Source organism: Planctopirus limnophila DSM 3776, from assembly GCF_000092105.1.
In the GTDB taxonomy this organism is placed as follows: Bacteria; Planctomycetota; Planctomycetia; order Planctomycetales; family Planctomycetaceae; genus Planctopirus; species Planctopirus limnophila.
Genome location: NC_014148.1, coordinates 2,280,038 through 2,302,460, shown reverse-complemented (window position 1 = coordinate 2,302,460; position 22,423 = coordinate 2,280,038). Strand labels below are relative to the sequence as shown.

Annotated in this window: 18 protein-coding genes; 10 read left to right on the top strand and 8 right to left on the bottom strand. The window is 52.8% G+C overall.

Annotation, left to right across the window (positions count from 1 at the left end):
* Window positions 1–92: 92 nt before the first annotated feature.
* Window positions 93–1,379, bottom strand: coding sequence for a phosphoribosylamine--glycine ligase (gene purD / locus PLIM_RS09210; protein WP_013110038.1), 1,287 nt, complete (start codon window positions 1,377–1,379; stop codon window positions 93–95).
* A 411-nt stretch (window positions 1,380–1,790) separates the two neighbouring features.
* Here purD and PLIM_RS09205 point away from each other — a divergent pair, with 411 nt between their 5' ends.
* Window positions 1,791–2,795, top strand: coding sequence for an aspartate-semialdehyde dehydrogenase (locus PLIM_RS09205; RefSeq protein ID WP_013110037.1), 1,005 nt, complete (start codon window positions 1,791–1,793; stop codon window positions 2,793–2,795).
* Window positions 2,796–2,877: 82 nt separating this feature from the next.
* Window positions 2,878–4,221: a diaminopimelate decarboxylase gene (gene lysA, locus PLIM_RS09200; protein ID WP_013110036.1), complete on the top strand. Its 1,344-nt coding sequence runs from the start codon at window positions 2,878–2,880 to the stop codon at window positions 4,219–4,221.
* 256 nt (window positions 4,222–4,477) lie between these two features.
* On the opposite strand, the gene PLIM_RS09195 is transcribed toward lysA, so the two are convergent.
* Window positions 4,478–5,770: a TCR/Tet family MFS transporter gene (locus tag PLIM_RS09195; RefSeq protein ID WP_013110035.1), complete on the bottom strand. Its 1,293-nt coding sequence runs from the start codon at window positions 5,768–5,770 to the stop codon at window positions 4,478–4,480.
* A 470-nt stretch (window positions 5,771–6,240) separates the two neighbouring features.
* On the opposite strand from PLIM_RS09195, the gene PLIM_RS09190 reads away from it, so the two are divergent.
* On the top strand, window positions 6,241–8,472 hold the full coding sequence (locus tag PLIM_RS09190) for a HEAT repeat domain-containing protein (RefSeq protein ID WP_041401463.1): 2,232 nt from the start codon (window positions 6,241–6,243) through the stop codon (window positions 8,470–8,472).
* Window positions 8,473–8,718: 246 nt separating this feature from the next.
* On the opposite strand, the gene PLIM_RS09185 is transcribed toward PLIM_RS09190, so the two are convergent.
* A complete protein-coding gene (locus PLIM_RS09185) occupies window positions 8,719–9,978 on the bottom strand; it encodes a sulfate adenylyltransferase (RefSeq protein WP_013110033.1) in 1,260 nt (419 codons plus the stop codon).
* Window positions 9,979–10,312: 334 nt separating this feature from the next.
* Here PLIM_RS09185 and PLIM_RS09180 point away from each other — a divergent pair, with 334 nt between their 5' ends.
* Window positions 10,313–11,332, top strand: a complete 1,020-nt coding sequence (locus PLIM_RS09180) for a tetratricopeptide repeat protein (protein ID WP_013110032.1) — start codon at window positions 10,313–10,315, stop codon at window positions 11,330–11,332.
* Between the two features lie 43 nt (window positions 11,333–11,375).
* On the opposite strand, the gene PLIM_RS09175 is transcribed toward PLIM_RS09180, so the two are convergent.
* Entirely contained in the window at window positions 11,376–12,248 is an 873-nt protein-coding gene (locus tag PLIM_RS09175) for a fumarylacetoacetate hydrolase family protein (RefSeq protein WP_013110031.1), read from the bottom strand.
* A 351-nt stretch (window positions 12,249–12,599) separates the two neighbouring features.
* Here PLIM_RS09175 and PLIM_RS09170 point away from each other — a divergent pair, with 351 nt between their 5' ends.
* Window positions 12,600–13,658 carry a PA0069 family radical SAM protein gene (locus PLIM_RS09170; RefSeq protein WP_013110030.1) on the top strand — a complete coding sequence of 353 codons (1,059 nt, stop codon included), beginning with the start codon at window positions 12,600–12,602 and terminating at the stop codon, window positions 13,656–13,658.
* Between the two features lie 80 nt (window positions 13,659–13,738).
* Here PLIM_RS09170 and PLIM_RS09165 read toward each other — a convergent pair whose 3' ends face one another.
* The 3 genes from PLIM_RS09165 to map all read right to left on the bottom strand — a co-directional run bounded on the left by PLIM_RS09165 (window position 13,739) and on the right by map (window position 16,348).
* Window positions 13,739–14,077 (bottom strand): ArsR/SmtB family transcription factor, encoded by a 339-nt coding sequence (locus PLIM_RS09165; RefSeq protein ID WP_013110029.1) that lies wholly within the window; start codon window positions 14,075–14,077, stop codon window positions 13,739–13,741.
* A 251-nt stretch (window positions 14,078–14,328) separates the two neighbouring features.
* Window positions 14,329–15,408, bottom strand: coding sequence for a DUF1559 domain-containing protein (locus tag PLIM_RS09160; protein ID WP_013110028.1), 1,080 nt, complete (start codon window positions 15,406–15,408; stop codon window positions 14,329–14,331).
* A 121-nt stretch (window positions 15,409–15,529) separates the two neighbouring features.
* Window positions 15,530–16,348 (bottom strand): type I methionyl aminopeptidase, encoded by an 819-nt coding sequence (gene map, locus PLIM_RS09155; RefSeq protein ID WP_013110027.1) that lies wholly within the window; start codon window positions 16,346–16,348, stop codon window positions 15,530–15,532.
* A 384-nt stretch (window positions 16,349–16,732) separates the two neighbouring features.
* Between map and rlmB the strand changes: the two genes are divergently transcribed.
* Together rlmB and PLIM_RS09145 are read left to right on the top strand one after the other, a co-directional pair.
* Window positions 16,733–17,452: a 23S rRNA (guanosine(2251)-2'-O)-methyltransferase RlmB gene (gene rlmB / locus PLIM_RS09150; protein WP_196349556.1), complete on the top strand. Its 720-nt coding sequence runs from the start codon at window positions 16,733–16,735 to the stop codon at window positions 17,450–17,452.
* A 50-nt stretch (window positions 17,453–17,502) separates the two neighbouring features.
* Complete coding sequence (locus tag PLIM_RS09145) at window positions 17,503–18,291, top strand: TrmH family RNA methyltransferase (protein ID WP_013110025.1); 789 nt, start codon at window positions 17,503–17,505, stop codon at window positions 18,289–18,291.
* Between the two features lie 134 nt (window positions 18,292–18,425).
* Here the strand turns inward: PLIM_RS09145 and PLIM_RS09140 are convergent, their stop codons facing one another.
* Window positions 18,426–19,112, bottom strand: a complete 687-nt coding sequence (locus PLIM_RS09140) for a hypothetical protein (protein WP_013110024.1) — start codon at window positions 19,110–19,112, stop codon at window positions 18,426–18,428.
* Between the two features lie 295 nt (window positions 19,113–19,407).
* On the opposite strand from PLIM_RS09140, the gene PLIM_RS09135 reads away from it, so the two are divergent.
* The 3 genes from PLIM_RS09135 (at window position 19,408) to PLIM_RS09125 (ending at window position 22,312) form a co-directional block, all read left to right on the top strand.
* A complete protein-coding gene (locus tag PLIM_RS09135; protein WP_013110023.1) occupies window positions 19,408–19,635 on the top strand; it encodes a CPXCG motif-containing cysteine-rich protein in 228 nt (75 codons plus the stop codon).
* 88 nt (window positions 19,636–19,723) lie between these two features.
* Window positions 19,724–20,683: a PDZ domain-containing protein gene (locus PLIM_RS09130; RefSeq protein ID WP_013110022.1), complete on the top strand. Its 960-nt coding sequence runs from the start codon at window positions 19,724–19,726 to the stop codon at window positions 20,681–20,683.
* Between the two features lie 261 nt (window positions 20,684–20,944).
* Window positions 20,945–22,312, top strand: coding sequence for a hypothetical protein (locus tag PLIM_RS09125; RefSeq protein ID WP_013110021.1), 1,368 nt, complete (start codon window positions 20,945–20,947; stop codon window positions 22,310–22,312).
* Window positions 22,313–22,423 lie beyond the last annotated feature (111 nt).

Here is a 22,423-nt window from a genome sequence, read left to right as displayed (position 1 = left end):
GAGCTTCTTTTTTTAACCGAATTCTCCAGTAACGAAAATAGATCGACCAAACTTGAAGATGGTCAAAATTCGCTCTATCAGTTGGAAGAAGGCTACTTAACCGACTTGCGAATCGCCTTGTCCGAAATGTCTTTGCGGCACCAGGCGCCGTCCCAGCGGATGCATTTCACCGCCTGGTAGGCGTGCAGTTTGGCTTGTGGTAAGTCGTCACCAACGGCTGTGACACCGAGTACTCTCCCACCATCGGTGACCACATGCTCGCCAGTGATTTTGGTCCCTGCATGGAAAACCTTGACATCGGGAAGTCCGCCCGCTTCATCGAGACCACGAATTGGCTTCCCTTTACTGTAATCACCGGGATAGCCTTCAGCCGCCATCACCACGCAAACCGATGGACGCGGGTCCCATTCCAGAGGTTCGAGTTGATCGAGCGTTCCTGAGGCACACGCGAGCAGCACCTGTCCGAGATCGCTTTTGAGCCGCATGAGCACAGCCTGAGTTTCCGGGTCGCCAAAACGAACATTGAACTCCAGGACCCGCGGGCCCTGGGCCGTGACCATAATGCCGGCATAGAGGCAGCCGCGGAATGGCCGCCCTTCCCGCTTCATCTCATGCACAATCGGCACGAGAACCTTCTCGACAACGATATCTGTCAGTTCGGAAGTCACGATGGGAGCTGGGCTGTAGGCCCCCATGCCGCCCGTGTTGGGGCCGGTGTCGCCATCGTGAGCCGCTTTATGATCCTGAGCCGATTCGAGGGGAACAATTGTTGAACCATCGACCAGAGCCAGAATGCTGGCCTCTTCGCCAATGAGGCAATCTTCGACCACAATCTGCTGGCTGGCAGTGCCAAACTGCTTCTGCACCAGCATTTTCTTAATCACTTCGCGGGCTTCGGCTTTGGATTGGCAGACCACCACACCTTTGCCGGCAGCCAGTCCATCGGCTTTGACAACGCAGCGTTCGTCGGTTCGCTCATCAATATAAGAAATCGCTTCGGCGGCATTGGAAAAGACACGAAAGTCGGCCGTAGGGACGCCCGCCTTTTTCATGATTTCCTTGGCGAACTTTTTGCTGCCTTCCAGCTCGGCCGCTTTTTTCGTGGGGCCGAAGATTTTCAGGTCGTTTTTGAGAAACTCATCAACGATTCCGTTGACCAGTGGAATCTCGGGGCCGACGACCGTGAGATCAATTTTGTTCTTGATCGCGAACTCGACGAGCTTGGCGGTATCTGTGGCCTGTATGAAGACGTTGGTGGCATCAACGCCAGTTCCAGGGTTTCCAGGGGCACAGTAAACTTCGGTGACAGAGGGGGAACGCTTGAGTTGGTAAACCAGCGCATGTTCACGACCACCTTGTCCGACGACCAGCACTCGCATTGCGATCTTTCGTTCTCAAGCAAAAAGTTTGTTCGATTTCCGACGTTGAAATCTGATCCGAGGTCTTGAACCATATGATAGTCAACTGGTGCAGCAGACTGCGACTCTGCTTGGTAAAGATGTAACGTGTTGTTGTGTAATGTGTTCTGAAGTTTGTGGCAGCTCGGGTCAGGAGAATTCTGAGGGATGTGATCTTGAATGCGGATTTTGAGGAGAAGTCTGACGGTGAATAGATTCCCGCAGATCGCTGAGAGTGGCCCACGGGCAGCACTCGGCAAGCGTGTCACGCCGGGTTATGATCTTTGGGGATGCTGGAGAGATGAATATCTGTGCTTCGCCTGACAAATTGAGGCGTAGCACAGCCTTGTCGGTTCTTGTGATTGCTTATTTGTAACGCAGAGGGAAATTGTCGTGTTTGGCACACTCGCATTGGTTGGAGCAACGGGGGCTGTGGGTCGGATCATGGTAGGTCTTCTGGAACAGAGGCCCGATCTGGCACGCAAGTATAAGTTTCTGGCTTCTGCCCGCAGTGTGGGTACCAAAATCACGTTCAAAGGTGTCGAGCATACGATTGAACTTCTTGAATCCGCTGCTTTTCAGGGTGTTGATCTGGTGATTGCCAGCACGCCCGATGAAGTCGCTGCCGAGTTTCTTCCTGCTGCAGTGGCGGCTGGTTGCAAAGTGATCGATGAATCGGGCTACTTCCGGATGAATCCTGACGTGGCACTGGTCATTCCTGAGGTCAATCCCCAGGCAGCACTCGACGCCAAGGGGATCATTGCCAGCCCGAACTGCTCGACTACGCAAATGGTATTGGCACTCAAGCCGTTGCACGATTTCGGTAAGGTCAAACGCGTGGTCGTCAGCACTTATCAGGCAGTGAGTGGCGCAGGAGTTCAGGGGATCGATGACCTGATTGGTGCCACTCGCGCTACGTTAGAGCACGAAAAGTACGAACAAAAAGCTTTCAAGTCGCCGATTGCCTTTAATGCCATCCCTCAGATTGGCGGTTTTAAGGAGAATGGTTATACGAGCGAAGAGCTCAAAATGGTCTACGAAACTCGTAAAATCATGGGTGATGAATCGATCCAGGTGTGTCCGACTTGTGTACGTATTCCCGTTGCAAACTGTCACAGTGAGACCATTCTGGTTGAAACCGAGAAGCATATCTCTGTCGAGAAGGCCAAAGAACTCTTTAGCAGCTTTCCAGGGATTACGGTCATCGATACGCCAGAGCATGGTGGATATCCCATGCCGCACTCCTGCACAGGCAGCGATCAGGTCTTTGTAGGCCGGATTCGACAGGATCTTTCTCACCCCAATGGTCTCTCCTTCTGGTGTGTGAGTGATAACCTGCGAAAAGGTGCTGCGACCAACGCGATCCAGATTGCCGAACTCCTCGCCTCACGCGTCTGACGAGTCGCTGATCCGGGGTTCAATTCCTTGAACTCCCTGGCAATCACCACTGCTCGATATGCATCCGTTTTCCCGATAAACCATGAACGATGTTCGGCTCACAGGCGAATATGTTCATCGACTGACACCTCCATCTATAAGTGACGTTGTAATGAATCCTTTCCAGTACCGTGATGGTGAATTGTTTTGCGAAGAGATCCCAGTTTCTCGAATTGCCCGTGACTTTGGCACCCCCTGCTGGATTTATTCCAAAGCCATGCTGCTGCATCAGCTGGGGCAGATTCAACAGGCTTTTGCTGCTGTTAATCCTGTCATCTGCTTCTCAGTCAAGGCGAACTCGAACCTGGGCATTCTCAAGGTGATGCGGGATGCTGGGAGCAGTTTCGACGTGGTTTCGGGTGGCGAACTTTACCGTGTGAAAAAAGCCGGAGCCGATACAGCCAAGGTTGTCTTTGCAGGTGTCGGCAAGACAGATGCCGAGATTCAACTCGCTCTCGAAAATCAGATTCTGATGTTCGATGTCGAAAGTGAACCAGAACTGGATGCCATTGCTGCAGTGGCTGAAAAAATGGGGGTCATTGCCCCCGTGGCGTTGCGTCTGAATCCTGATATTGATGCAAAAACCCATGCAAAAACCACCACGGGCAAAAAGGGCAACAAGTTCGGGATGGATATCGAACGGGTCTTTGAACTGGCCGACAAAGTTTTGAAGACTCCCCGGTTGAAACTCGTCGGGATTCACATGCATCTGGGTTCTCCAATTTTGACAACAGAACCCTACGAACTGGCTGGGCAGAAGGCCATTGAAGTGACGCGCGATCTGCGTGCTCGTGGACATGAGATTGGCTGGGTGAATCTGGGTGGCGGGTTTGGCATCAGTTATCGGGGAAGCGAAGGCTTGCCTGCTTCTGAGTATGCCAAAGTGATTGTGCCAGCCGTTCAGGAAATGGGTGTTCAGCTCGCTCTGGAGCCGGGCCGCTTCATCACTGGCAATGCGGGGATTCTCGTCAGTGAAGTGGTCTACACCAAGCGGGAAGGTGGCAAACTCTTCGTGATTCAGGATGCGGCTATGAACGATCTCATGCGTCCTGCGATGTACGATGCCTTCCATAAAATCTGGCCAGTGAAGGCTGCCGCCGAACCGGCTAACTATGAAGGCAAAATTGAAGGATGCGAAGCTTGCGACGTCGTTGGCCCGGTGTGTGAATCGGGCGATTACTTCGCCAAGGGACGTTATTTGCCGCCAGTTCAGCGCGGTGATCTGATCAGCATTTTCAGTGCGGGTGCTTATGGGACATCCATGAGCAGCAACTACAACTCCCGCCCTCGTGCGGTCGAATTGCTTGTTGATCAAGGGCACGTGCAGGTGGTCCGTCGTCGTGAGACCTACGACGACTTGATTGCCGCCGAGATGGATGTTGAATAATGATCAGCTCTATTGTTTGAGCGGTTGAGGTACTGAATTGAAGATGCCAATGAGCGGTAAAGACAGCGGAACTGTCTTTACCGCTTTTTTCGTGCTCTTCGCGACCATGGTGGTGAACTCGAATCTCCTGCTGTGAGATGCAAGAAATCGCGACAGATTGCACTTGTTCCGTGATGCCTCTGGCCTCATGAATACGACCGAGCCTGTCCTCCTTCTCTATCGTTCAACTCCTCGTGATCGTCTTCCAATTTGCCGTTTACGTCTGATGGATCGGGTCTATCGCTTTCTGAGATGTCGAGATTGACTGTGTGACCCAGGCAGTAATCAGCAGAGCCAGGAATGCGAAGATCGCAGCGATCACGAAAGGGATTCCCGGGAAGTAGAGCTTTTGCGGCTCATGGGTGAAGTACCAGAAGGCTCCTGTCCCCAGTGATGGTGCGAGGATGGCGGTCAGGCTGGCAATGCTCGAGAGCGCCCCCTGCACTTGTCCTTGAGTTTTCGGATCAACGCGTTTGGCAATAATCGATTGAGCCGTTGGCCCGGATATGCCACCCAGCGAACTGAGCATGATGATCGCGAACATCATCTCGCCGCGGGTTGCCAGTGCATAGCCGATATACGCCAGCATGGAAATGAAAAGTCCAGTGAGCAGAGCTGCCCGTTCTCCAAACCGGTTGTTAAATCTCCGAACCAGCACTGCCTGAACAAAAGCCGTCATCAGGCCCACCATCGAAAGGGCCAGTCCATTCTGAAAGGCATCCCATTGAAATCGTTCTTCGGTAAAGAGAATCCACGTCGAACGTAGGGTCATTTCTCCAAAACTGACACAGAAATAGGCGATCGCCAGTCCAAAAACCACAGGCTCGACGCGCAGTGATCGCAGTGATGTTCCCGGAAAGAAAGACGATTTGCGTGGCCAGTGACGCTGCTCGGCGGGTAATGATTCTGGCAAAACCAACCAGCCATAAAGAAAGTTAACGGCCGATAACAGTGCAGCCAGCAGAAACGGTAGCCTCGAACTGTAGCTGCCGGCGATCCCTCCCAAGAGTGGGCCCAGTACAAATCCAAGACCAAACATGGCGCCGGCGAGACCAAAATTGCGAACGCGGGTTGTTTCGTCACTGATATCAGCAATATAGGCATTGGCCGCTGTAATGTTGGCGGCGGTCATGCCCGAAAGAATGCGAGCCACAAGCAACCACCAGAGATTGGGCGCAAAAGCTGTCAGCAGAAAATCAAATGTCAGTACTGCAATACTCGTCAGCAGCACCGGTCGGCGACCGAACCGATCTGAAAGTGCACCGATCAGTGGCGCGAACAGAAACTGCATCGTGGCATAGGCCGTGATCAGTGAGCCGTACCACAGGGAAGCGTCCGAATTGTCCTTCCCAGCCAGCATTTTCACCAGATCTGGTAGAACCGGAATAATCAGTCCAATCCCTAAAACATCCAGTAGAAGCGTGCAGAGGATGAACTGAATTCCTGCTTGTTTGTGGGCTTTGCTCTCAGGCGATTGAGGTGGAAGTTCTCTGAATGTGGGAGAGCTCATGGGCGGGTAAGTCTTGAGAGGGTTCCGGCAATTGGACGTATTTTGCTACTTGAGTCTGTCGAAAAGATGTTGTGAACTCGACCAAGAGGCCAAATTTCCCGCATTTTCCTGTGGAGATGGTGCTGCTGCCTGGCGGAATGCCGTTGCCGTCATGATATGTCGAACATGAAAAATCCGCACAAACCCTACGTCACACAGCTTTCCGCCGAGACTGACCGAACAGAAGGTCGGACGCGGAAGAGTTTGGCCACGATGAACCGATCTCCGGGAAGTGTGAGGGTATGGGACTAGAAACTTCTCCGTCAGGATTGCCGGTTCGGCAAGAATCGGAGGAAACAGTGGATTGCCATGCCCATCTCTGGAACCGTACCATCGACAACATGTGCACCGGGTCGATGTTTCCCGGGTTATTGAGGCGATCCATGGAGGGACGAGTCTCGCGGTTGTCTGGTTGTCCGGAGCTGCTGCCGATGTCTTTTGCCATGCGGTATTTACTGCTGTTCATCTTTGCCGGGCTGGCTATTGTCAGCTCGCCTGTGGCATGGGCTCAAGATGAGGGGGCCAATCCTCCAGCAGCGACCGATCGCCTCGCCGATACCAATCCGTTGCTGGCTCCTCCCGAAACCCCTGAGCAGGAGTTTTCGGTCGTTCTGTTGATGGTTGACCTGGGACGACTCGATCTTGCCAGACAATATCTCGACAAGTTTATGGCGGGGCAGCCCTCCAATGATCTTCTGCTCGCACTTCGCGACAAGCATGGTTCTGCTGCGTTCCTGAAGCTCTCTCAAACGAAAGAGTTGCAGCCCGCATCGCAGGAACTAATCGTGCAGCTTGGTAAAGCCGCCAAAGAGCAGGCCGCCAATCCCGAATTCGTGGGTAAATTGCTTGATCAGCTCAATGGTTCGCCCCAGCAGCGAGATCTGGCAATTGTCGAGTTGCGGAATCTGGGCCCGATTGTTGTGGCCTCGATGCTGCAACGGATGCAGTCCACCAAAGACAGTGGAGAACAGGATCTGCTGACGTACGCGCTCGTGAAAATGGGTGGTATGACCATCGATCCTCTGCGAGCAGGACTCAGTCTTCCTCAAGAAACTGTGCGGACTCGAGTGATCGATGTCCTGGGATATCTTCGAGCCGATCAAGCCGTGCTCGATCTGTATGGCATCGCCTTTGGCCAGAAAAGTTCTCCGCCCGAAAAAACGGCTGCTCTGAGAGCTTTGGGCAGAATCCTCTACAACCAGCCAGACCGGGCAGATCGACTCTCTGATGTCGTGGCTTTGAATGCGCTGGAACAACGCACTCGCGATTATCTTTCGGGCCATGGCCCACTCCCCCTGATGAATGATGGCCTGGTCTCTGTCTGGGTGTATGACTCAGCCGATAATCTGGTTGGCGAACGGCAATTGGCACCCGCTTTAGCCAGTGCGTACTTTGCTGCCAGAACTGCCAGGTTAGCTCTAGGGATCAGCCCGGACCGTCCACAGACTCAGCAGCTTTATCTGACGAGTTATCTGGCATATGAGACCGCTCTGGGGAATCCGGCAGCTCAGACAGTCTCAATGCTGCGTTCAATGAGCCCGGAGCTCCTTTCCGCTGTCCTGACCGAAGCACTCAAAGTTGGTCAGCCTGGGCCGGCCGTGAGAGTCATTGATGCTCTGGCCGATCAGCGCAGTGAGTTGGCTCTCCAGGTTGCCGGTGGAGTGCAGTCACCGCTCAAGAACGCATTGAGCTACCCTGATGAACGAGTGCGGTTTGCAGCAGCGACTGCCATACTGCAATTGGCTCCCAAGAATTTTGAAGCCTATTCTTACCAGATCGCTCAAATCCTCACGCGCAGCCTCAGCACTGGGACAGAACCCAAAGCTATTGTAATTGATGCTGACGAAACCAGGTCGGCTGCAACCGTCGGGTATCTGGCTGACCTTGGATTCGAATCGATCCGTGTCGAGACTGGTCAACAGGGATTTAAAGAAGCTGCCGCTTCCTCTCAGTGTGCTCTGGTTGTCATTCATGTCAATGTGGCCCGCTGGGAGCTTTCACAAACATTGGCGAACTTCCGTGCCGATGCCCGGACAGCGGCACTTCCGATCCTCCTGTATGGGCCGGAGTCTGTCCGCTCCGCAGTCACTCGCCAATTAATGCAGTATCCACCAATTCAATTTGTTGCCGAATCTTCCACTCTTGATGGATTCGATTCTCAAACGCGAGAGTTTCTGGCTCGTTACGCGCCGGCTTCCCTCACTCCGCAGGAACGTGCTCAGATGCGGGCAGATGCATTGGCCTGGTTGGCTGATCTCTCTCGTCCTGAAAGTGCCGTCAAAGTTGATCTTACTTCCGCACAGGCACCACTGTTGTCACTTGTGGATGATGCTCAGTTGGGGCCACTGGCTCAGCGAGCCGTCCTCTCGATTGGAACTCGCGATGTGCAGTCACGGCTAGCTGAAGTGGCTGCCAACAGCAATCTTCCTGAGAATGTGCGGCTCTCAGCCGTTCGAAACCTGTTAGCTCATGTGCAGCGTTTTGGCTGGGCCATGACCGCGACCGACGAAAAGAAACTCTTCGCCTCGCTGGACGACACGCCCGATGGCTCTCTGGCAGATGCTGTTGCCGCTCTTCAAGGAAGCCGGACAACCACGACTAATGGTAACTCGGTCAAACTGCAGAAATTCCCGTTGCCCGACCTGCCTGCCATGAAGCCCTGAGTTCGCTGATACGGATTTCAGGATTTAGCAGGCTCCGCGTTTTGTACTTGTGAGTCCGAGCAAGAGTCGTTTACGGAACTTCATCGCGCCATTGAATTCTGGATCGAGCATCATTCTCGACTCAGTGTGCTCTAAAATATTCAAAACACTGGCTGTGCAAAAAAACTCAGGGCCTGCCGACAAGATTGCCGGCAGGCCCTGGTGATTTTCTGAAAACTCTCTGACAGAGATCGAGTCAGAGATCCGCTACGCGATTTTCATCGCCTTGGCCAGGATCTCAGAGGTACTGGGCCGCATAATGCGGGGATCGACCATTTCGCCCTTTTGCAATGTGGAGCGAATGTCTTTTCCACTGATGGAAAGTGGCTTCTCGCCCGCGTGACGTTCGGTCAGATCGACGCGGCCAATCGATTCGTAATAGGCTGCGAAACCAACCTTAAGTGGCTGGATCAGCAGCTCGCCACCCAGCTTACTGAAGATTTCCTGGGCATCAAAATCGCCCCAGATTGCCTCGCCGTTGGCGTAAGGGACGTCGGCATGCTTACGGCCAATCACAATGTGCGTAAAGCCCATATTCTGGCGGTAAATCCCGTGCATCACCGCTTCGCTCGGCCCACCGTAAAACATCTTGATGTCCAAACCGAGTAGAATCACGCGATCAGGCACCGATTCGTTACGGCTTTTCCAGAGACTTTCATCGCTGTCACCATCACCCAGTTGACGCTGCTCAATGAGTGCTTCGTAGGTGGACATGCGAATCTCGGCATTCACATCATCCCCCTTGGTTTCTCCAATCAGCGGGTTCAGCACAGCGCCAGCGTTCTTGCCGCCAGCAATAAGCGTTTCCAACCCGTAAACCAGGGCGTATTCGTGAGCACGGTGCAGAGGATTGCGAGTCTGGAAGCCGACAACTGCATTCCAGCCCTTGGAGGCCAGCAGTTTACGCACTTCGACTGGAGTCAGCACATACTTCCCGAAAGCAGGGTTCTTGGGTTGTGGCAGGGCTCGCAGTTTCCCACCGATCAGGTGAGATTTGTCCGCATCACCCTTCAGAACCATATCGGCACCAGCGTGATCAATACGGTCAGTGCGGTAGACCTTCTGCAGATACTTCAGCTTAGGCCATGGGTAGACATCTGTCAGCTCAACAATGGCGACAGCACTCCCATCGGGAGCAGTCAATGCCACCTTGTCGCCTGCCTTGATGGTTTTCGCCAGTTCAGCAGTGACCGGGAAAGCGAGAGGAATGGTCCAGGCGTACTTCTTGCCCAGATTTTCGATGACAGCTTCATCGAGCACGCGATGATAAGTCGCACTATCCATCGGCCCGGTCAATGGCGAGAGTGTGCCATCGGCCATGCGGTAGACGGTCGAAAGATCTGCCGCGGAAACAGGAACCTTTGTCAGGCCTGCTGCTTCAGCCTTAAAGGCCTCGATATCGTTTGCTGCAACTGTAAGATTGACCGGTTCGGACAATCCTCCATGGGGAGGAATCAAATCAGCCATAATGACCTGGAGTCCTGTCAGAGAGTGATAAATCGTTGTACTTAATGACTGGGTCAACCAGTCGTTACCTTGGGCGAACAATAGGGGGAGCTTTCGGAAAGATCAAGTTGTGCTGAATTTTCCATGTCTGAGGCCCCTTGATCTCGAGTGACTCCACCACTCAATATTCTCGAAATGAGGCCATCAAAAGCCTTAACAATCGCTGGGAATCGCTTCGGTCTTCCCTCAAATCTGGTCGATATGATATGACGAGATTAAGGTAAAATTTGATCCATAATCGATTTTTGCCTGCTGCTCCTCACTCGTTCAAATGGATTTGGTGCGAGCCCGTGCCATGAAATGGACATCTCCAGGCATTTCGAGATGGCTGGCTGGCAGTTTCTGCCGGGTGTCTGCACGTCTGGTCTCCCACACCGTATTCCGCTGCACTCTAGCGATCTTGACCATTTCGCTTTCCGGTTGCCAATGGGTCAGTCGGCAAGTGGCCAGCCAGGACCGACGATGTGAACAATTGTGTAAGGATGCCGAGGCTCTCCATGAACAGGGAGATTTCCGGCATGCTTCGTCTCTGATCAGTGAGATTGAGAAAAGCTCTCCCAAAAACGCCTCAACTCGTGATATGAAAGCCCGGCTGTTGTGGGAAAATGGTCGCCACCAGGCCGCCATCGCCGAATATCGGAGTCTGGCAGATCAGTTCGCTGGTGATCCTCAACCGGTTGTCAACTTGGGTCAATGTTATCTCGAACTGGGGCAGATCGACGAGGCGCAACTCGCGTCTGAGGCCGCGCTGTTAAGAGATTCACAATCAGTCTCTGCAAAAATGCTCTTGGGAAAAATTCACGAAAAACAGCGCGATTACGATGCCGCTTATGAAATGTATCGTTCCGTCAGTGATCTTTGGCCCGATGACGTAGCGGCTAAGCTGGCGATGGCTCGCGTACAGATCGAACGAGGTCAGGCTGACCGAGCCTGCCCGATTCTTCGTGAGTTGATGCACCATCCCTATGCGACGCTGCCTCAGCAGCGCGAGGCCGAGTGGCAATTGGGCCTCGCTTATGCTTCGAATCAGCGATGGGAAGACGCCGTTCAACGTCTGGAGCAATCGATTGCCGAGCGTGAACTGTCGGCTGACGACTGGTATCACCTTGCCGAAGCCCAGTTTCACACGGGAAGTGGAGAACACGCAAGAATCAGCGTCCAGAAATCGCTGGCCATGCAGCCAGATCACCGCGGTGCCACGACTTTAGCGCAAATGCTCTCTGCCAACACCGGAGCTGATGCAATTGCCAAAGGGCAATCTAACCCTGGCAATGTCGCTCAGATTCAGCCAGCAGGCTTCTCGGCAACTCGATAGAACTTCTATCGCTCACCACGCAAAGTCGCCAGTCGAAGTGTGGCTATCGATTGTGCGATTCGGAGATCACCGGATTTCGCAGGACGCCGATCCCTTCGATCTCGACTTCCATGACATCGCCATGCTTTAAGAAGACCGGAGGCTTGCGGGCCACCCCCACGCCCGATGGTGTCCCTGTGAAAATCAGGTCTCCTGGCTCAAGAGTGACCAATTGTGAAATGTGAGCGACTAATTCGTCGATACCAAAGATCAACTCATTCGTCCTCGATTGCTGCATGACGACTTGATTGAGCTTGAGGGAGATCGCCAGATCGTGAGGATCCCCAATTTCATCGGCAGTCACGAACCAGGGTCCAATGGGTGCAAAAGTGTCAGGGGTTTTTCCCATGAGCCATTGGCCCCCTGGCCTCCCTTTCTGCCAGTCGCGGGCAGAGACATCGTTGCCGCAGGTGTACCCGGCGATGTACTCGAAGGCTTTGGATTTCGCGACGTTCTTCGCCTTTTTTCCAATCACCGCCACGAGTTCCGCTTCAAAATCGACCTGATGGGCGACTGAGGGCAAGACGACCGGGGCTTCGGGAGATGTGATCGTATTGGAGAATTTACTGAACACCACAGGTTCTGTGGGAATCTCCGCACCAGTTTCTTTGGCGTGGTCGCGGTAATTCAGTCCAATGCAGATGATCTTGCCTGGTCGAGAAAAAGGTGCGACCAGTCGGCCTTCGATAAACGGCCCTTTGCTCCACCCTGTTACCAGAGCACTGGCAACACGAGCCAGTCCTTCCGGATCTGCCAGAATGCCGATCAGTGTTGGAGCAATCTGTGCATCCAAAGCCAGCAGGTCGACGTATTGACCATCCGGATTCAGCGCGACCACTCGCAGCCCAGCTTCTGCGTCGATCATCCCCAGTTTCATCAAAGCGTCTCCCGGATCGGTGTGGAGTCTGCAACAATCACTACACTCGGTCTATGCAGCTCTCTCGACATCATGAAAAAGCTAATCTGGTTCTTTCGGCTTCACAAGACTGGCTGAAGATCATCGGCCTCATTTGACGTCGCTGATTGCATTGAGCAGTCAGCTTGTGGGAGTGCAGCAGGCAACAATGCACGATTGGCCACCCGGGTCGACTCATCAGATCGAATAGCATTCTGCCAGTCGAATGCCCAGATCCTTTTTCTTTCCGACTCACATATAGAAAATCACTTGCCATGGATGTGTACTTGCGTATAGATTCGTGCTCGGGTCAGTACTTCTGAGGGTCAATGCATGCGGCACGGATCTCACCTCGATCCTCCCAATCGCTTCGAAAACACCCACGCGGTGCCCGACCTGGAGCATCTCGAATGGGACGAAGAATACTTGCATCAACGGGAACATCGCCCGATTGAATTGATCGAAGATTCATCCCAGACCATCGTCTCTGAGAACAATTCACCGGACATCCCGTTTCGATATAGCGTCAATCCTTATCGCGGCTGCATCCACGGCTGTAGCTATTGTTATGCCCGAAATTCGCATGAGTATCTGGGGTTGAATGCGGGTCTCGATTTTGAAACCAAAATTGTTGTCAAACGAGATGCATCAACTCTTCTGAGAAAGTTTCTCTCGCGTCGATCTTGGCAGTCGGAACCTATCGCTTTCAGTGGAGTGACCGATTGCTATCAACCCATCGAACGAGAGTTGGGACTAACTCGCCAATGCCTCGAAGTGGCCGATGAGTTCAGTCAACCGGTCACGCTGATCACCAAGAATGCACTGGTCGTGAGAGATAAGCAGTTACTGGCGTCGCTGGCTGCGCGGAATCTGGTGCATGTGGCCATCTCGATCACCACTCTTAAGCCTCAACTGGCTCGAGAGATGGAGCCTCGCACCAGTATTCCCTCAGCTCGACTGCGGGCCATTGAACTTCTGGCGAAAGAGGGGATCCCTGTCAGAGTCATGGTTGCGCCCATGATTCCCGGCCTCAATGATCACGAGATGCCGCAAATCATGAAATCTGCTCGTGAAGCGGGTGCTCAGGCTGCTGGCTATGTCTTACTGAGATTGCCACTGACTGTTGAACCCGTTTTTCTGGAATGGCTGAGACGGACTCAACCCCTTAAAGCGGAAAAGGTGGAAAGCCTCATCAGAGACACACGGCAGGGAGGCCTGAATAACTCTTCCTGGGGCCAGCGGATGACAGGGGCAGGTCAGATCGCTGAACAAATCAAAACAATGTTCCAGGTCTTTCAGCAAAAGTATGGCTTCAAGAACTTTGCGCCTCTTGATTGTTCGCAGTTCAGCAGACCCGCACCTCAAAGTTCGCAATTGAGATTATTCCAATGATCGCTCCTGACGAAGATCGCAGATCGAAGTCGGAAAGCCGAGTATGAGGGTATCGACTTCAAGTCATTAGAAGCTGATTGCTACTTACCACCCGACTTGGTTCGCTGATCTTGCGAAGCAGGAAAGCTGAGTTCGCAGCAGCCGAGATTGAGCTTGTTCATGCGCAGGACGTCGTCTCCCAGAGAGTAATAGACGAAACGACCTTCTTTCTGCCTCTGGACAAATCCGTACTCGAGCAGAACTTTCAGATGATGAGAAACGAGCATCAGTGGCAATTCCAGCAATTCCGCCAGATCACCCACTGCCATAGAACCAGCCTGCAAAGCCTCGATCAGGCGAAACCGGATCGGTTCGCCGAGAACTTTGAGCTTTTCGGCACATTCGATGGGACGGGCAGTTGCGTCAGGATTCTCTTCCATCGCTTGAGATTAACGCCCGTCGGGCAGAATGTCATCTGCGATTTCGGGTCGATCGATCGGGGCGGGCATGATCTCAGCACGCCTATGATTGATTCTGACATAATACTGCAAGATCAACGACTAAGAATCAGTTCTGCTGCTGTCAATCATCGGGGAGTAGATCGTACCTCGACGATCTCTGATCAAGGTTCATGGCGGCTATCTGTGGTGGCTGGTTTTGTATGTAGATTGAAGTGCGAGGGGCCAGGAAACTAGAATTCACTCGTGACTTCACGCCCATCTCTGGTGGAAAGGGATCGCCATACCGCGAGGTCGATATTCTCGCTGGCAAAACGAACAGCGCCATCTGCCAATAGGGTATGGACTCCGCCACTATGCATGCTTCTCGCTGCACGCCAGCCAACGGCAGTACCGCCCAGCTCAAGGGCATTGCCACCACAGTCATAGCTTCTTGAATTCGGCCCGTAGTAATGATTGTATGAGGCCGCTCCGATTTCACCGTGGATCCAACTGTAGCCCTTGGGATTTCTGGCGGTTCCATCAGCCCAGGTGGTTGCAGAAGTGCAACCAGCATCGTTGAAGGTACTGTAGGAATAGGAGGGAGTTGCGACGGCGAAGGCACGTTCTCTTAAGGTCGTTCCATTGGCTGTGCGATCACCCAGGAGTGATTCGGAGAAACAGATCGTGTTACTCGTACCATCGGTGATATCGCCAATACGTGTTCTCGAATTGGCATAGAGCACACCATCGGTTTGGTAAGGCGAGCCAGGGTAGTTCGTGCTGGTTCCACCCGTTGTCAGCCCATCGCGCCCAATTGTTCCCGTTCCATTACAGGCCACATAATTTGTTGGTCCTAAACCGGTCGTGACACCCAGCACATTGCTGATAATGGCGGTTCCACGATCACTCGGGCACAGGAACGAGGGGACGATGGTTCCCGCAGCTACGCGATTCGGCGCACTGATGTTGAACGTCGCATCGTAGGTCGGGAAGTTGACATTCATCGCGTTATAGACATTGCTCTGATCCAGATAAGGTGTCAGAAACGCCAGCACACTCCAGTTGGAGCCACCCGTGTAACTGGCCGCTCCACCATGAGACATGCTTGGCGGGAATGTGTTGAGAGAACTGTGGTAGTTGTGTAGTGCCAACCCAAGTTGCTTGAGGTTGTTTTTGCATTGTGTCCGACGGGCGGCTTCCCGGGCTTGCTGGACGGCTGGTAACAGCAAGGCGATCAGAATGGCAATGATGGCAATGACCACCAGCAGTTCGATCAATGTGAATCCAGGGCGGATTGAGTTGGCTTTGGAACGGGGAGTATAGGCAGGCATACGGCAGACTCCTGGAGGAACAACATTCTAATGTTCGTTAGAGTGTTGCCTTGGACCTGCTCGAAATCAATCCTTGTTCCAACAATTCTTCTCAATGAGAGTTCCTCTCATTGAGAAGCTCTTAGAAACGGTGCCCTCTTTGGGGCCCCTTTTGCGTCAGCGTCAGAATTTCTGGCCCGTTCTCGGTCATCAGAATCTGATGCTCAAACTGGGCGGAGAGTGCCAGATCGACGGTGCGGACAGTCCAGCCATCAACACTGTCGACAAACGTCCGGTAGGTCCCGGCATTGAGCATCGGCTCAATCGTAAAGGACATTCCGGGCTCGATGACATCCTGAGGGGGATTCAAGCGGGGAACATAATGCGGGATGCCAGGATCTTGGTGGAAATCCTGCCCGATCCCATGCCCCTGATATTCGCGCACGATTTCATAAGGTTTATCACGCACAAACCGTTCGATGGCGCGGCCGATATCGACGACTTTGCCAAAGGGGGCAATTCCGTCGATGCCGGCAAACATGGCGTCAAAAGTCACCTGCACCAACTCGCGCGCTGCTGCGGAAACCTCGCCAATCAGAAAAGTCTCCGATTGATCGCCGTACCAGCCGTCGACAATGCTGGTCAGGTCGACGTTGACAATATCGCCCTCTTTGAGAGGACGGTCGTTCGGGATTCCATGGCAAACGACTTCATTGACGCTCGTGCAGATTGAAGCCGGATAGCCTTTGTAACCTTTGGTGGCACAGGTATGTCCGTGATCATGGGTGTACTCTTCCACCTGGCGATCCAATTGCCGCGTGGTGACACCCGCCTTCACATGATCCCGAATGAAATCCATCACCTGCGCATTAAATCGCGCAGCGCGTCGCAGACAATCCCGTTCTTCGGGGCCATAGATCGGACACTTGCGGCGAACTTTTCGGCGGAGCGGTGCCTGCATCTTATGCTGAACTCGTCGTGAGGGTCATGACCTGCTATTGCCAGTTGGCAAAGGAATTCAACGAGTGTCGCCTCACTGCTCGCAATTGGCAAGTCCTGTTCTTATCCTCATACAAGAGAATCTCGACAACTGTCTGATAGGGCGACAGCAAAGACGTTGGCTGGGGTCGAGTTCGAGTGATCGTTCCATGCCTGACAATGCCAGATTGACCCCGTCGACATTTGAAATCAGCAGGCTCTCTTTTGCGACCTTGCTACAGAACCTGCCAACAGAGATTTGAGATTTTCGGTGCCGAAACTACTTGGAAACCATAATCGTTCTTGGATCTGGGGACGCCACCTCGTATCGGCGACGATTCACGCCAAATACTGGATTCCTCTTGAGTTGCATTACGATTCTCATCGATTTTCGCCGCATGATCCTCTAGGCGATCCCATAGTGGGCGATTTCCCACTGGGCGATTCCATAGAAGAAGCCCATTCGACTTCACTCAAAAATCTTTGTGAAGCAGTCGGGATCCAACTCGTGGCTTCGACTGCTGATCAGCTCTCCCGTTTGATTCGAGCGGAAGATCATCAGGGGCTGGCTGCCCGGATGCCCGAGTTTCCTTATGCGGATTTTGAAGGTCTGTTCCAGGCACAACTCCCGGCGCTGCTGGTCATCCTCGATGGAATTCAAGACAGCTTCAATCTGGGTGCCATTATTCGCTGTGCAGAAGCCTTGGGAGCCGGTGGGATCGTGCTTCCGGAAAAAGGTCAGTCGGGTGTGAACAGTCAGGCAGCAAGAAGTTCTGCCGGTGCTGTCAACTTTCTGCCAATCTATCGCGTTCCAGCCCTCGACCGAGCGATCGATCAGTTAAAGTCGAGGGGCATGAAAATCCTGGCTGCTACAGAGAAGAGTGAGCAATCCCTCTGGAATGTCGTGATCCCCGCACCGCTGTGTCTGATTATCGGCAACGAAGGGAAAGGTGTTTCCTCTGCTCTGCTATCAGCTTGTGATATTCAGGTCCGGATCCCCATGGCGGGGCAAACATCGTCTTTGAATGCTGCTGTGGCTGCCGGGATCTTACTGGCCGAAATTCAGCGGCAATCTTTGAAGATTTAATAGCAAATTCAGTATGGCGAATTGCCTCTCTTTACCATGGAAAGTCTTCTGTGACAGTCACCCTGCGAAATCCTCATAGTGTCCTTGCTGCCCTGCAATATCGACCACACGATGTACTCGAAATTATCACCACAGCTAATCCTTCCAGTGCCTGGAGCGAAGTACTTGAACAGGCGAGAGTACATCGCATTCCCATTCGAACGGCCCTGCCCTCCAGTGGTTCTGAACGTCCCGCGAGCGGAAAAGATCGCGGTGGAAAGTTCGAAAGGCAAAGCAGTTCGGAAGCCACCGTTCGCGACCGGGCACCTTTAACAGTTGAGCAGCTCTTTGAAATTGCTCCACCAGGCCCATTAGCACAAAAGAGTGATGCATCCGGCGGAGTGGAAAGTAATCGGCATGGCATCTGGCTGGCACTGGATTGCCTGCAAGATCCTCACAATGTGGGAGCCGTGTTCCGGGCTGCTGCATTTTTCGGAGTTCGCGGCATCATTGCCACGAGAGACCGTTCCGCACCGCTTTCAGGGACGGCCTACGATGTTTCTGCAGGTGGACTGGAATCGATTCCTTTTGCACAACCCCCCAACCTCGCCCGTGCCCTCGAGCTTGCCAAGAAAAGTGGTGTCTGGGTCTTAGGGACATCGGAGCATGCCCAGCAGCCACTTTCGTCGATCAAGGCCGATCGTCCCTGGTTGATCGTGATTGGTAACGAAGAAGGTGGATTGAGGCGTCTCACACTTGAACTGTGCGATGAAGTCTGCACGATTCCGAGCCAGGGAGCTGTGGGTTCGCTCAATGTCTCCGTCGCGACCGGGATTCTGCTGTATGCACTTTCTCGCTGAGATGAACAGGGAACTTTCGCTGCGTCAGGCATTCAACATTATGGAGATGGATGCGAATCGATGAGCAGATTGCTCTCGCTGCAGCATTGGTTTGAAGAGATTGATTCTGCCATCTATCGAGAGATGGGTAATTCTCAGATGCGAATATGACGATCCAAAATCTTGCGGAGTCTGGATATCTCGTGGGGCGAGAGCAGTCCAGCCAGACGGTCATTCATGGCTGGCTGAATGGTCCAGCGTCCGAGGAGGTCGAATAGCTCCTCTGTTTCGATGGATCGCAGGCCAAACTTCTTCTTGAGCTTGCGGCACTCTTCGGGAGGTACGTCCAGGAATTGCCCGATCAGTAAGTAATCGCCTTCGCTGGGCAGATCCAGATAGAGCTTGCGAATCTCGGCTGAGAGTGATTCGTCCACGGGAAAAGTCACATCCAGTGGCCCACCCTTCAGATGGAGTGGCACTGCATGAGGATCATGCTCCAGCAGACTCGCTGCAGATTCACAGGCGGCATACAGAATTGCTTCATCCAGAAGTGAGGCTCGATAGCTCGCCAGACTGATGTGTCGCGACCAGAAATTGGAAAGTAAATCCAGCTGCACCTGCGGAGCGACTTCCGACAGAAAAGGGACTTCGCACAGAAAACCTGAAGTTGTTGGTTTCTTTTTCTCGAATGCCAGGAAATCTTCGCCTGAAAGCGTCTGGTATCGATCTTCGAGAGGTTGCTGCTGATAAATGAGTGCCTCGACCGTTTGCCGCCAGGCCAGACGAAAGGCCAGGTACGACAAGCAGGAGGACGGGAGCAGTTTTTCGCCGAACTTGAGCATTTTTGAACTATTTCACTGTTACAGAGAGTTCTCAAGTTCGAGGTGAGGAATTTTCTTGATTTGCGTGGAAAATTCGCGACAGGCGCTGCCAAATGTAACGATTCGTCAGAATTTGTCGTTTTTTTGCAACCAGGGATCGCTGCAAAAAGTCATCATGAACGGCTGCAACTGTCTGCGGGTACCATCTCCCGGTGAATTTGAAGCTGCTGGCTATCATCCTTGAGAGGTCAAATGCCCTCACAGAACAGGGCGTGGAGGTGTTGCTGTCATGAAATCGAAATTCAGGATTTGAAGGATGACAAAACCTCAGCGACGTCGGCGCCGGCAGCGCAGCACATTTCTCGAAGCCGCTTACATCTGTCCTTCGTGCGGCGAAGAGATTATTGTGCCAGTTGACCTTTCACAGGGAAGCTTTCAGGAGTATGTCGAAGATTGCCCCGTCTGTTGTTGTCCCAATGTGATCACAGTGGAAATGGATGAGCATTTTGATGATCAATTACAGGTGATGGTTCGCCCTGAATAATGACTCGTTCTGCCACGGGATCTTTTGTTGTTAATGGTGCAATCCTTTCAAACAAGCTGTAATCAAAACACCGTAGAGCGAGGAACAAATGCTGCCCATTCCTGGTCGATATGTGGTTATCGCTCTCATTCTCGGATTGATTCTCTGGTTTGCCATAACGTCCAATCCCAGGGGTGAATTGAGTCGCCCCGAACTGACATCAAAAAGCATTCGCGATCTCAACAGTGGATCTTCCTCGAATCGACGCCGTGCTGCAGAAGAGTTAATCAAGGCGGGCCAGAATGTTGTCCCGGAGATTGTGACTCAGATCAAACAGGCTCCCGATCGATGCCGTCCGTTGATTCATGTTCTCTCTGATATGACCGTTCTCGATGAGAATGAAGCTGGTGAAGCGGCTCTCTCGGCCATCGAAGCGTTAACGACATATCATCATAAAGAAGTGGCCGATGCTGCATTTGATGCATTGTCTGAAAACTTTTCAGTCCGCCGAATGCGGGCGATCGATCATTTGTCTCGCCTCGGCGCACAGGTCGAATCGGTGAATGATCATTTCATCGGAAATTCGACGACTTTTGAATTTGTGCTGTTGGATGACCGCTATACCGGAGGTCGCGAAGGGCTGAAACATCTGAAGCGGCTCAATACTCTTCATGTCCTTTATGTTTCAGATAAACTCGATATTCCCGGTGAAGAATTGGCGGCACTGCGGCAGTGGTATCCTCGTCTTCAGATCAGTACAGAAGTCAATGGGTGTCTGGGGGTCATCGGTGCGATGCCTTTTGGCTCGAACGTGGTGATTGATCGTATTGTTCCCAATTCTCCGGCAGCGCGAGTCGGCTTACGTCCCGGAGATCGCATCCTTTCGATCGATGACGTGGAAAATCCCACATTGCGACAAATGGTCGCGGCTATTTCCAAGCACCCGCCGGGTGAGCCTTTGCATGTCACTATTCTAAGGCGCGATGAACAATTCATGAGCTTTCGCATTCGCAGTGGATCGGACTTCGGAACCGGACGCTGCCGGTGTGAGGCGAGTCCATCACTTTGAGATTCTCTTTCGAGGTGGTGTTGAAACAACCCGCAGTCTTTTATTCGTACAGCTCGATTCTCTGCTATCGATGGCTTCGGTTTCGGAGATTCAGCCAGAGACGACTCGACACTCCACTTCCACCACGGCACAATCTGCGAACAAGCAGGAGGTTTGCGTGCTTTTGTAAAACTGTAGAGACTGGTGCAACACGGTATAAGTCATTGCTGGAGGGTGTGCAGATCAAGCTGGAGTGCCTGCCCGCAAAGAGGATGGTCAATCATGTCATGGCTAATTCGACGGACAATTTTTTCCATCGGAGTCTGGGTCTGCTCTGCCAGTCTGGCATGGGCTCAGTTCTCAGATGAATTTGACGATCTCCCACCAGTGAAGCCACCGGTTCGCACTCTTCCCTCTTTACCACCTTCAGGTGGAGCTTCAACGAACTCAACCTCTCCTTCGAGTCCAGCGGCGTCACAAACCGATCAGAGAAAAAACGTCACTCCACCTCGTAGCGGATCTCAGGAGTTGCCCACTCCGCTTCCGCCCATGGAGGGGCGAGATTTCCCTACCCTTGAACGTCGAGGGCCCGAAAACAAGCTTCCCTCCGGTATCCAATTTGAAGATCCGGTTCCCAGTCTCGGTCGCCCGGTCGAAAGTATTCGTGATCTTCCCGCTAAAAAAGCTGGTCAGTTCGATATCACACTGGATGGCGGCGCTTCGATTAATCCTGCAGTGTTGAAAGATGTCCGTGACAGCACTCTCGGGTTAAAAGTCGAAGATCGCGAGGCTTATTTTCGAATTCTCAAGCTTGCCAGCCTCATGTCTTTTCCCCAACTGCAGGAACTGGCAATTGAGTATCGCAAGGCCCGCATTGCTGCTCATGATTCCAAAGCGGCCACAGAAAAGAAGTTTTCGCCATTCGTTGATCTGTTCCTTCACCCGGAAGTCTATCGGGGAAAGCCGGTTGTCTTGCGGGGAACTCTGCGAAAACTTGTCAAATACGATCCAGGTCCGAATGACGAGGGGTTAACAACTGTTTATGAAGGCTGGCTTTACTCTGCGGACTCGCAAAACAATCCCACCGTCGTCGTCTTCACACAAAAGCCAGAAGGCATGCCTCTGGGAGGGGATCTTGTCGAAGAGGTTGTCGTTGCTGGATACTTTTTCAAAATGTATGGCTATGAAGCCCAAGACCAACCGCGGAAAGCTCCGATGCTGCTGGCTGGAGAGATAGAATGGATTCCACCAATTCAGAAAACAGCCCTGATCATTCCTGTCTGGGCCTATGGGATTGCTGGCCTGGTTGCCGTCTGGATCATGTTAGGTCTGTGGACTTTTCGAAGCGAAAAACGCCGCTTGCCAGAGAAGTTGCGAGTCCCCGGGAATATCGATCAGACACTCACTCCGCACGAACAGCTATTAAACATTGCCATTCCCCCCAGTACTTCCTCACTGGAGCTTAAGAACGGTCATGCCCCAATGACGCAGTCGATTACCACGAGTCCATCGAGCTTGCCAACATCCGGTCTGGCTGGCAAAGGGGAAGTTACTGAGTCATCGAAGGAGGCCATGCCGCATCGTCGACAAGATACGGCTTTAGGTTTTCCCGAAAATCCTCGGCTTCCAGAGGACGACGATCCATCCTGAGGACGTTATCTTGCATCTGAAAGGCAATTTCTATTGCCTCGCCTTTTCATGACGGATGCTTTGTTGGGAAGATCCGTCCCATTGCTCCCGATTTCTGAACTTATTGAGTGA

What these genes read in the sequence shown, in the direction of transcription:
- PLIM_RS09180 (WP_013110032.1), top strand. Translation starts at nt 10,313, where the DNA reads ATGAAATGGACATCTCCAGGCATTTCGAGATGGCTGGCTGGCAGTTTC.
- purD (WP_013110038.1), bottom strand. Translation starts at nt 1,379, where the DNA reads ATGCGAGTGCTGGTCGTCGGACAAGGTGGTCGTGAACATGCGCTGGTT.
- PLIM_RS09135 (WP_013110023.1), top strand. Translation starts at nt 19,408, where the DNA reads ATGACAAAACCTCAGCGACGTCGGCGCCGGCAGCGCAGCACATTTCTC.
- PLIM_RS09185 (WP_013110033.1), bottom strand. Translation starts at nt 9,978, where the DNA reads ATGGCTGATTTGATTCCTCCCCATGGAGGATTGTCCGAACCGGTCAAT.
- PLIM_RS09125 (WP_013110021.1), top strand. Translation starts at nt 20,945, where the DNA reads ATGTCATGGCTAATTCGACGGACAATTTTTTCCATCGGAGTCTGGGTC.
- map (WP_013110027.1), bottom strand. Translation starts at nt 16,348, where the DNA reads ATGCAGGCACCGCTCCGCCGAAAAGTTCGCCGCAAGTGTCCGATCTAT.
- PLIM_RS09170 (WP_013110030.1), top strand. Translation starts at nt 12,600, where the DNA reads ATGCGGCACGGATCTCACCTCGATCCTCCCAATCGCTTCGAAAACACC.
- PLIM_RS09175 (WP_013110031.1), bottom strand. Translation starts at nt 12,248, where the DNA reads ATGAAACTGGGGATGATCGACGCAGAAGCTGGGCTGCGAGTGGTCGCG.
- PLIM_RS09195 (WP_013110035.1), bottom strand. Translation starts at nt 5,770, where the DNA reads ATGAGCTCTCCCACATTCAGAGAACTTCCACCTCAATCGCCTGAGAGC.
- PLIM_RS09140 (WP_013110024.1), bottom strand. Translation starts at nt 19,112, where the DNA reads ATGCTCAAGTTCGGCGAAAAACTGCTCCCGTCCTCCTGCTTGTCGTAC.
- PLIM_RS09160 (WP_013110028.1), bottom strand. Translation starts at nt 15,408, where the DNA reads ATGCCTGCCTATACTCCCCGTTCCAAAGCCAACTCAATCCGCCCTGGA.
- PLIM_RS09130 (WP_013110022.1), top strand. Translation starts at nt 19,724, where the DNA reads ATGCTGCCCATTCCTGGTCGATATGTGGTTATCGCTCTCATTCTCGGA.
- lysA (WP_013110036.1), top strand. Translation starts at nt 2,878, where the DNA reads ATGAACGATGTTCGGCTCACAGGCGAATATGTTCATCGACTGACACCT.
- PLIM_RS09165 (WP_013110029.1), bottom strand. Translation starts at nt 14,077, where the DNA reads ATGGAAGAGAATCCTGACGCAACTGCCCGTCCCATCGAATGTGCCGAA.
- PLIM_RS09190 (WP_041401463.1), top strand. Translation starts at nt 6,241, where the DNA reads ATGTCTTTTGCCATGCGGTATTTACTGCTGTTCATCTTTGCCGGGCTG.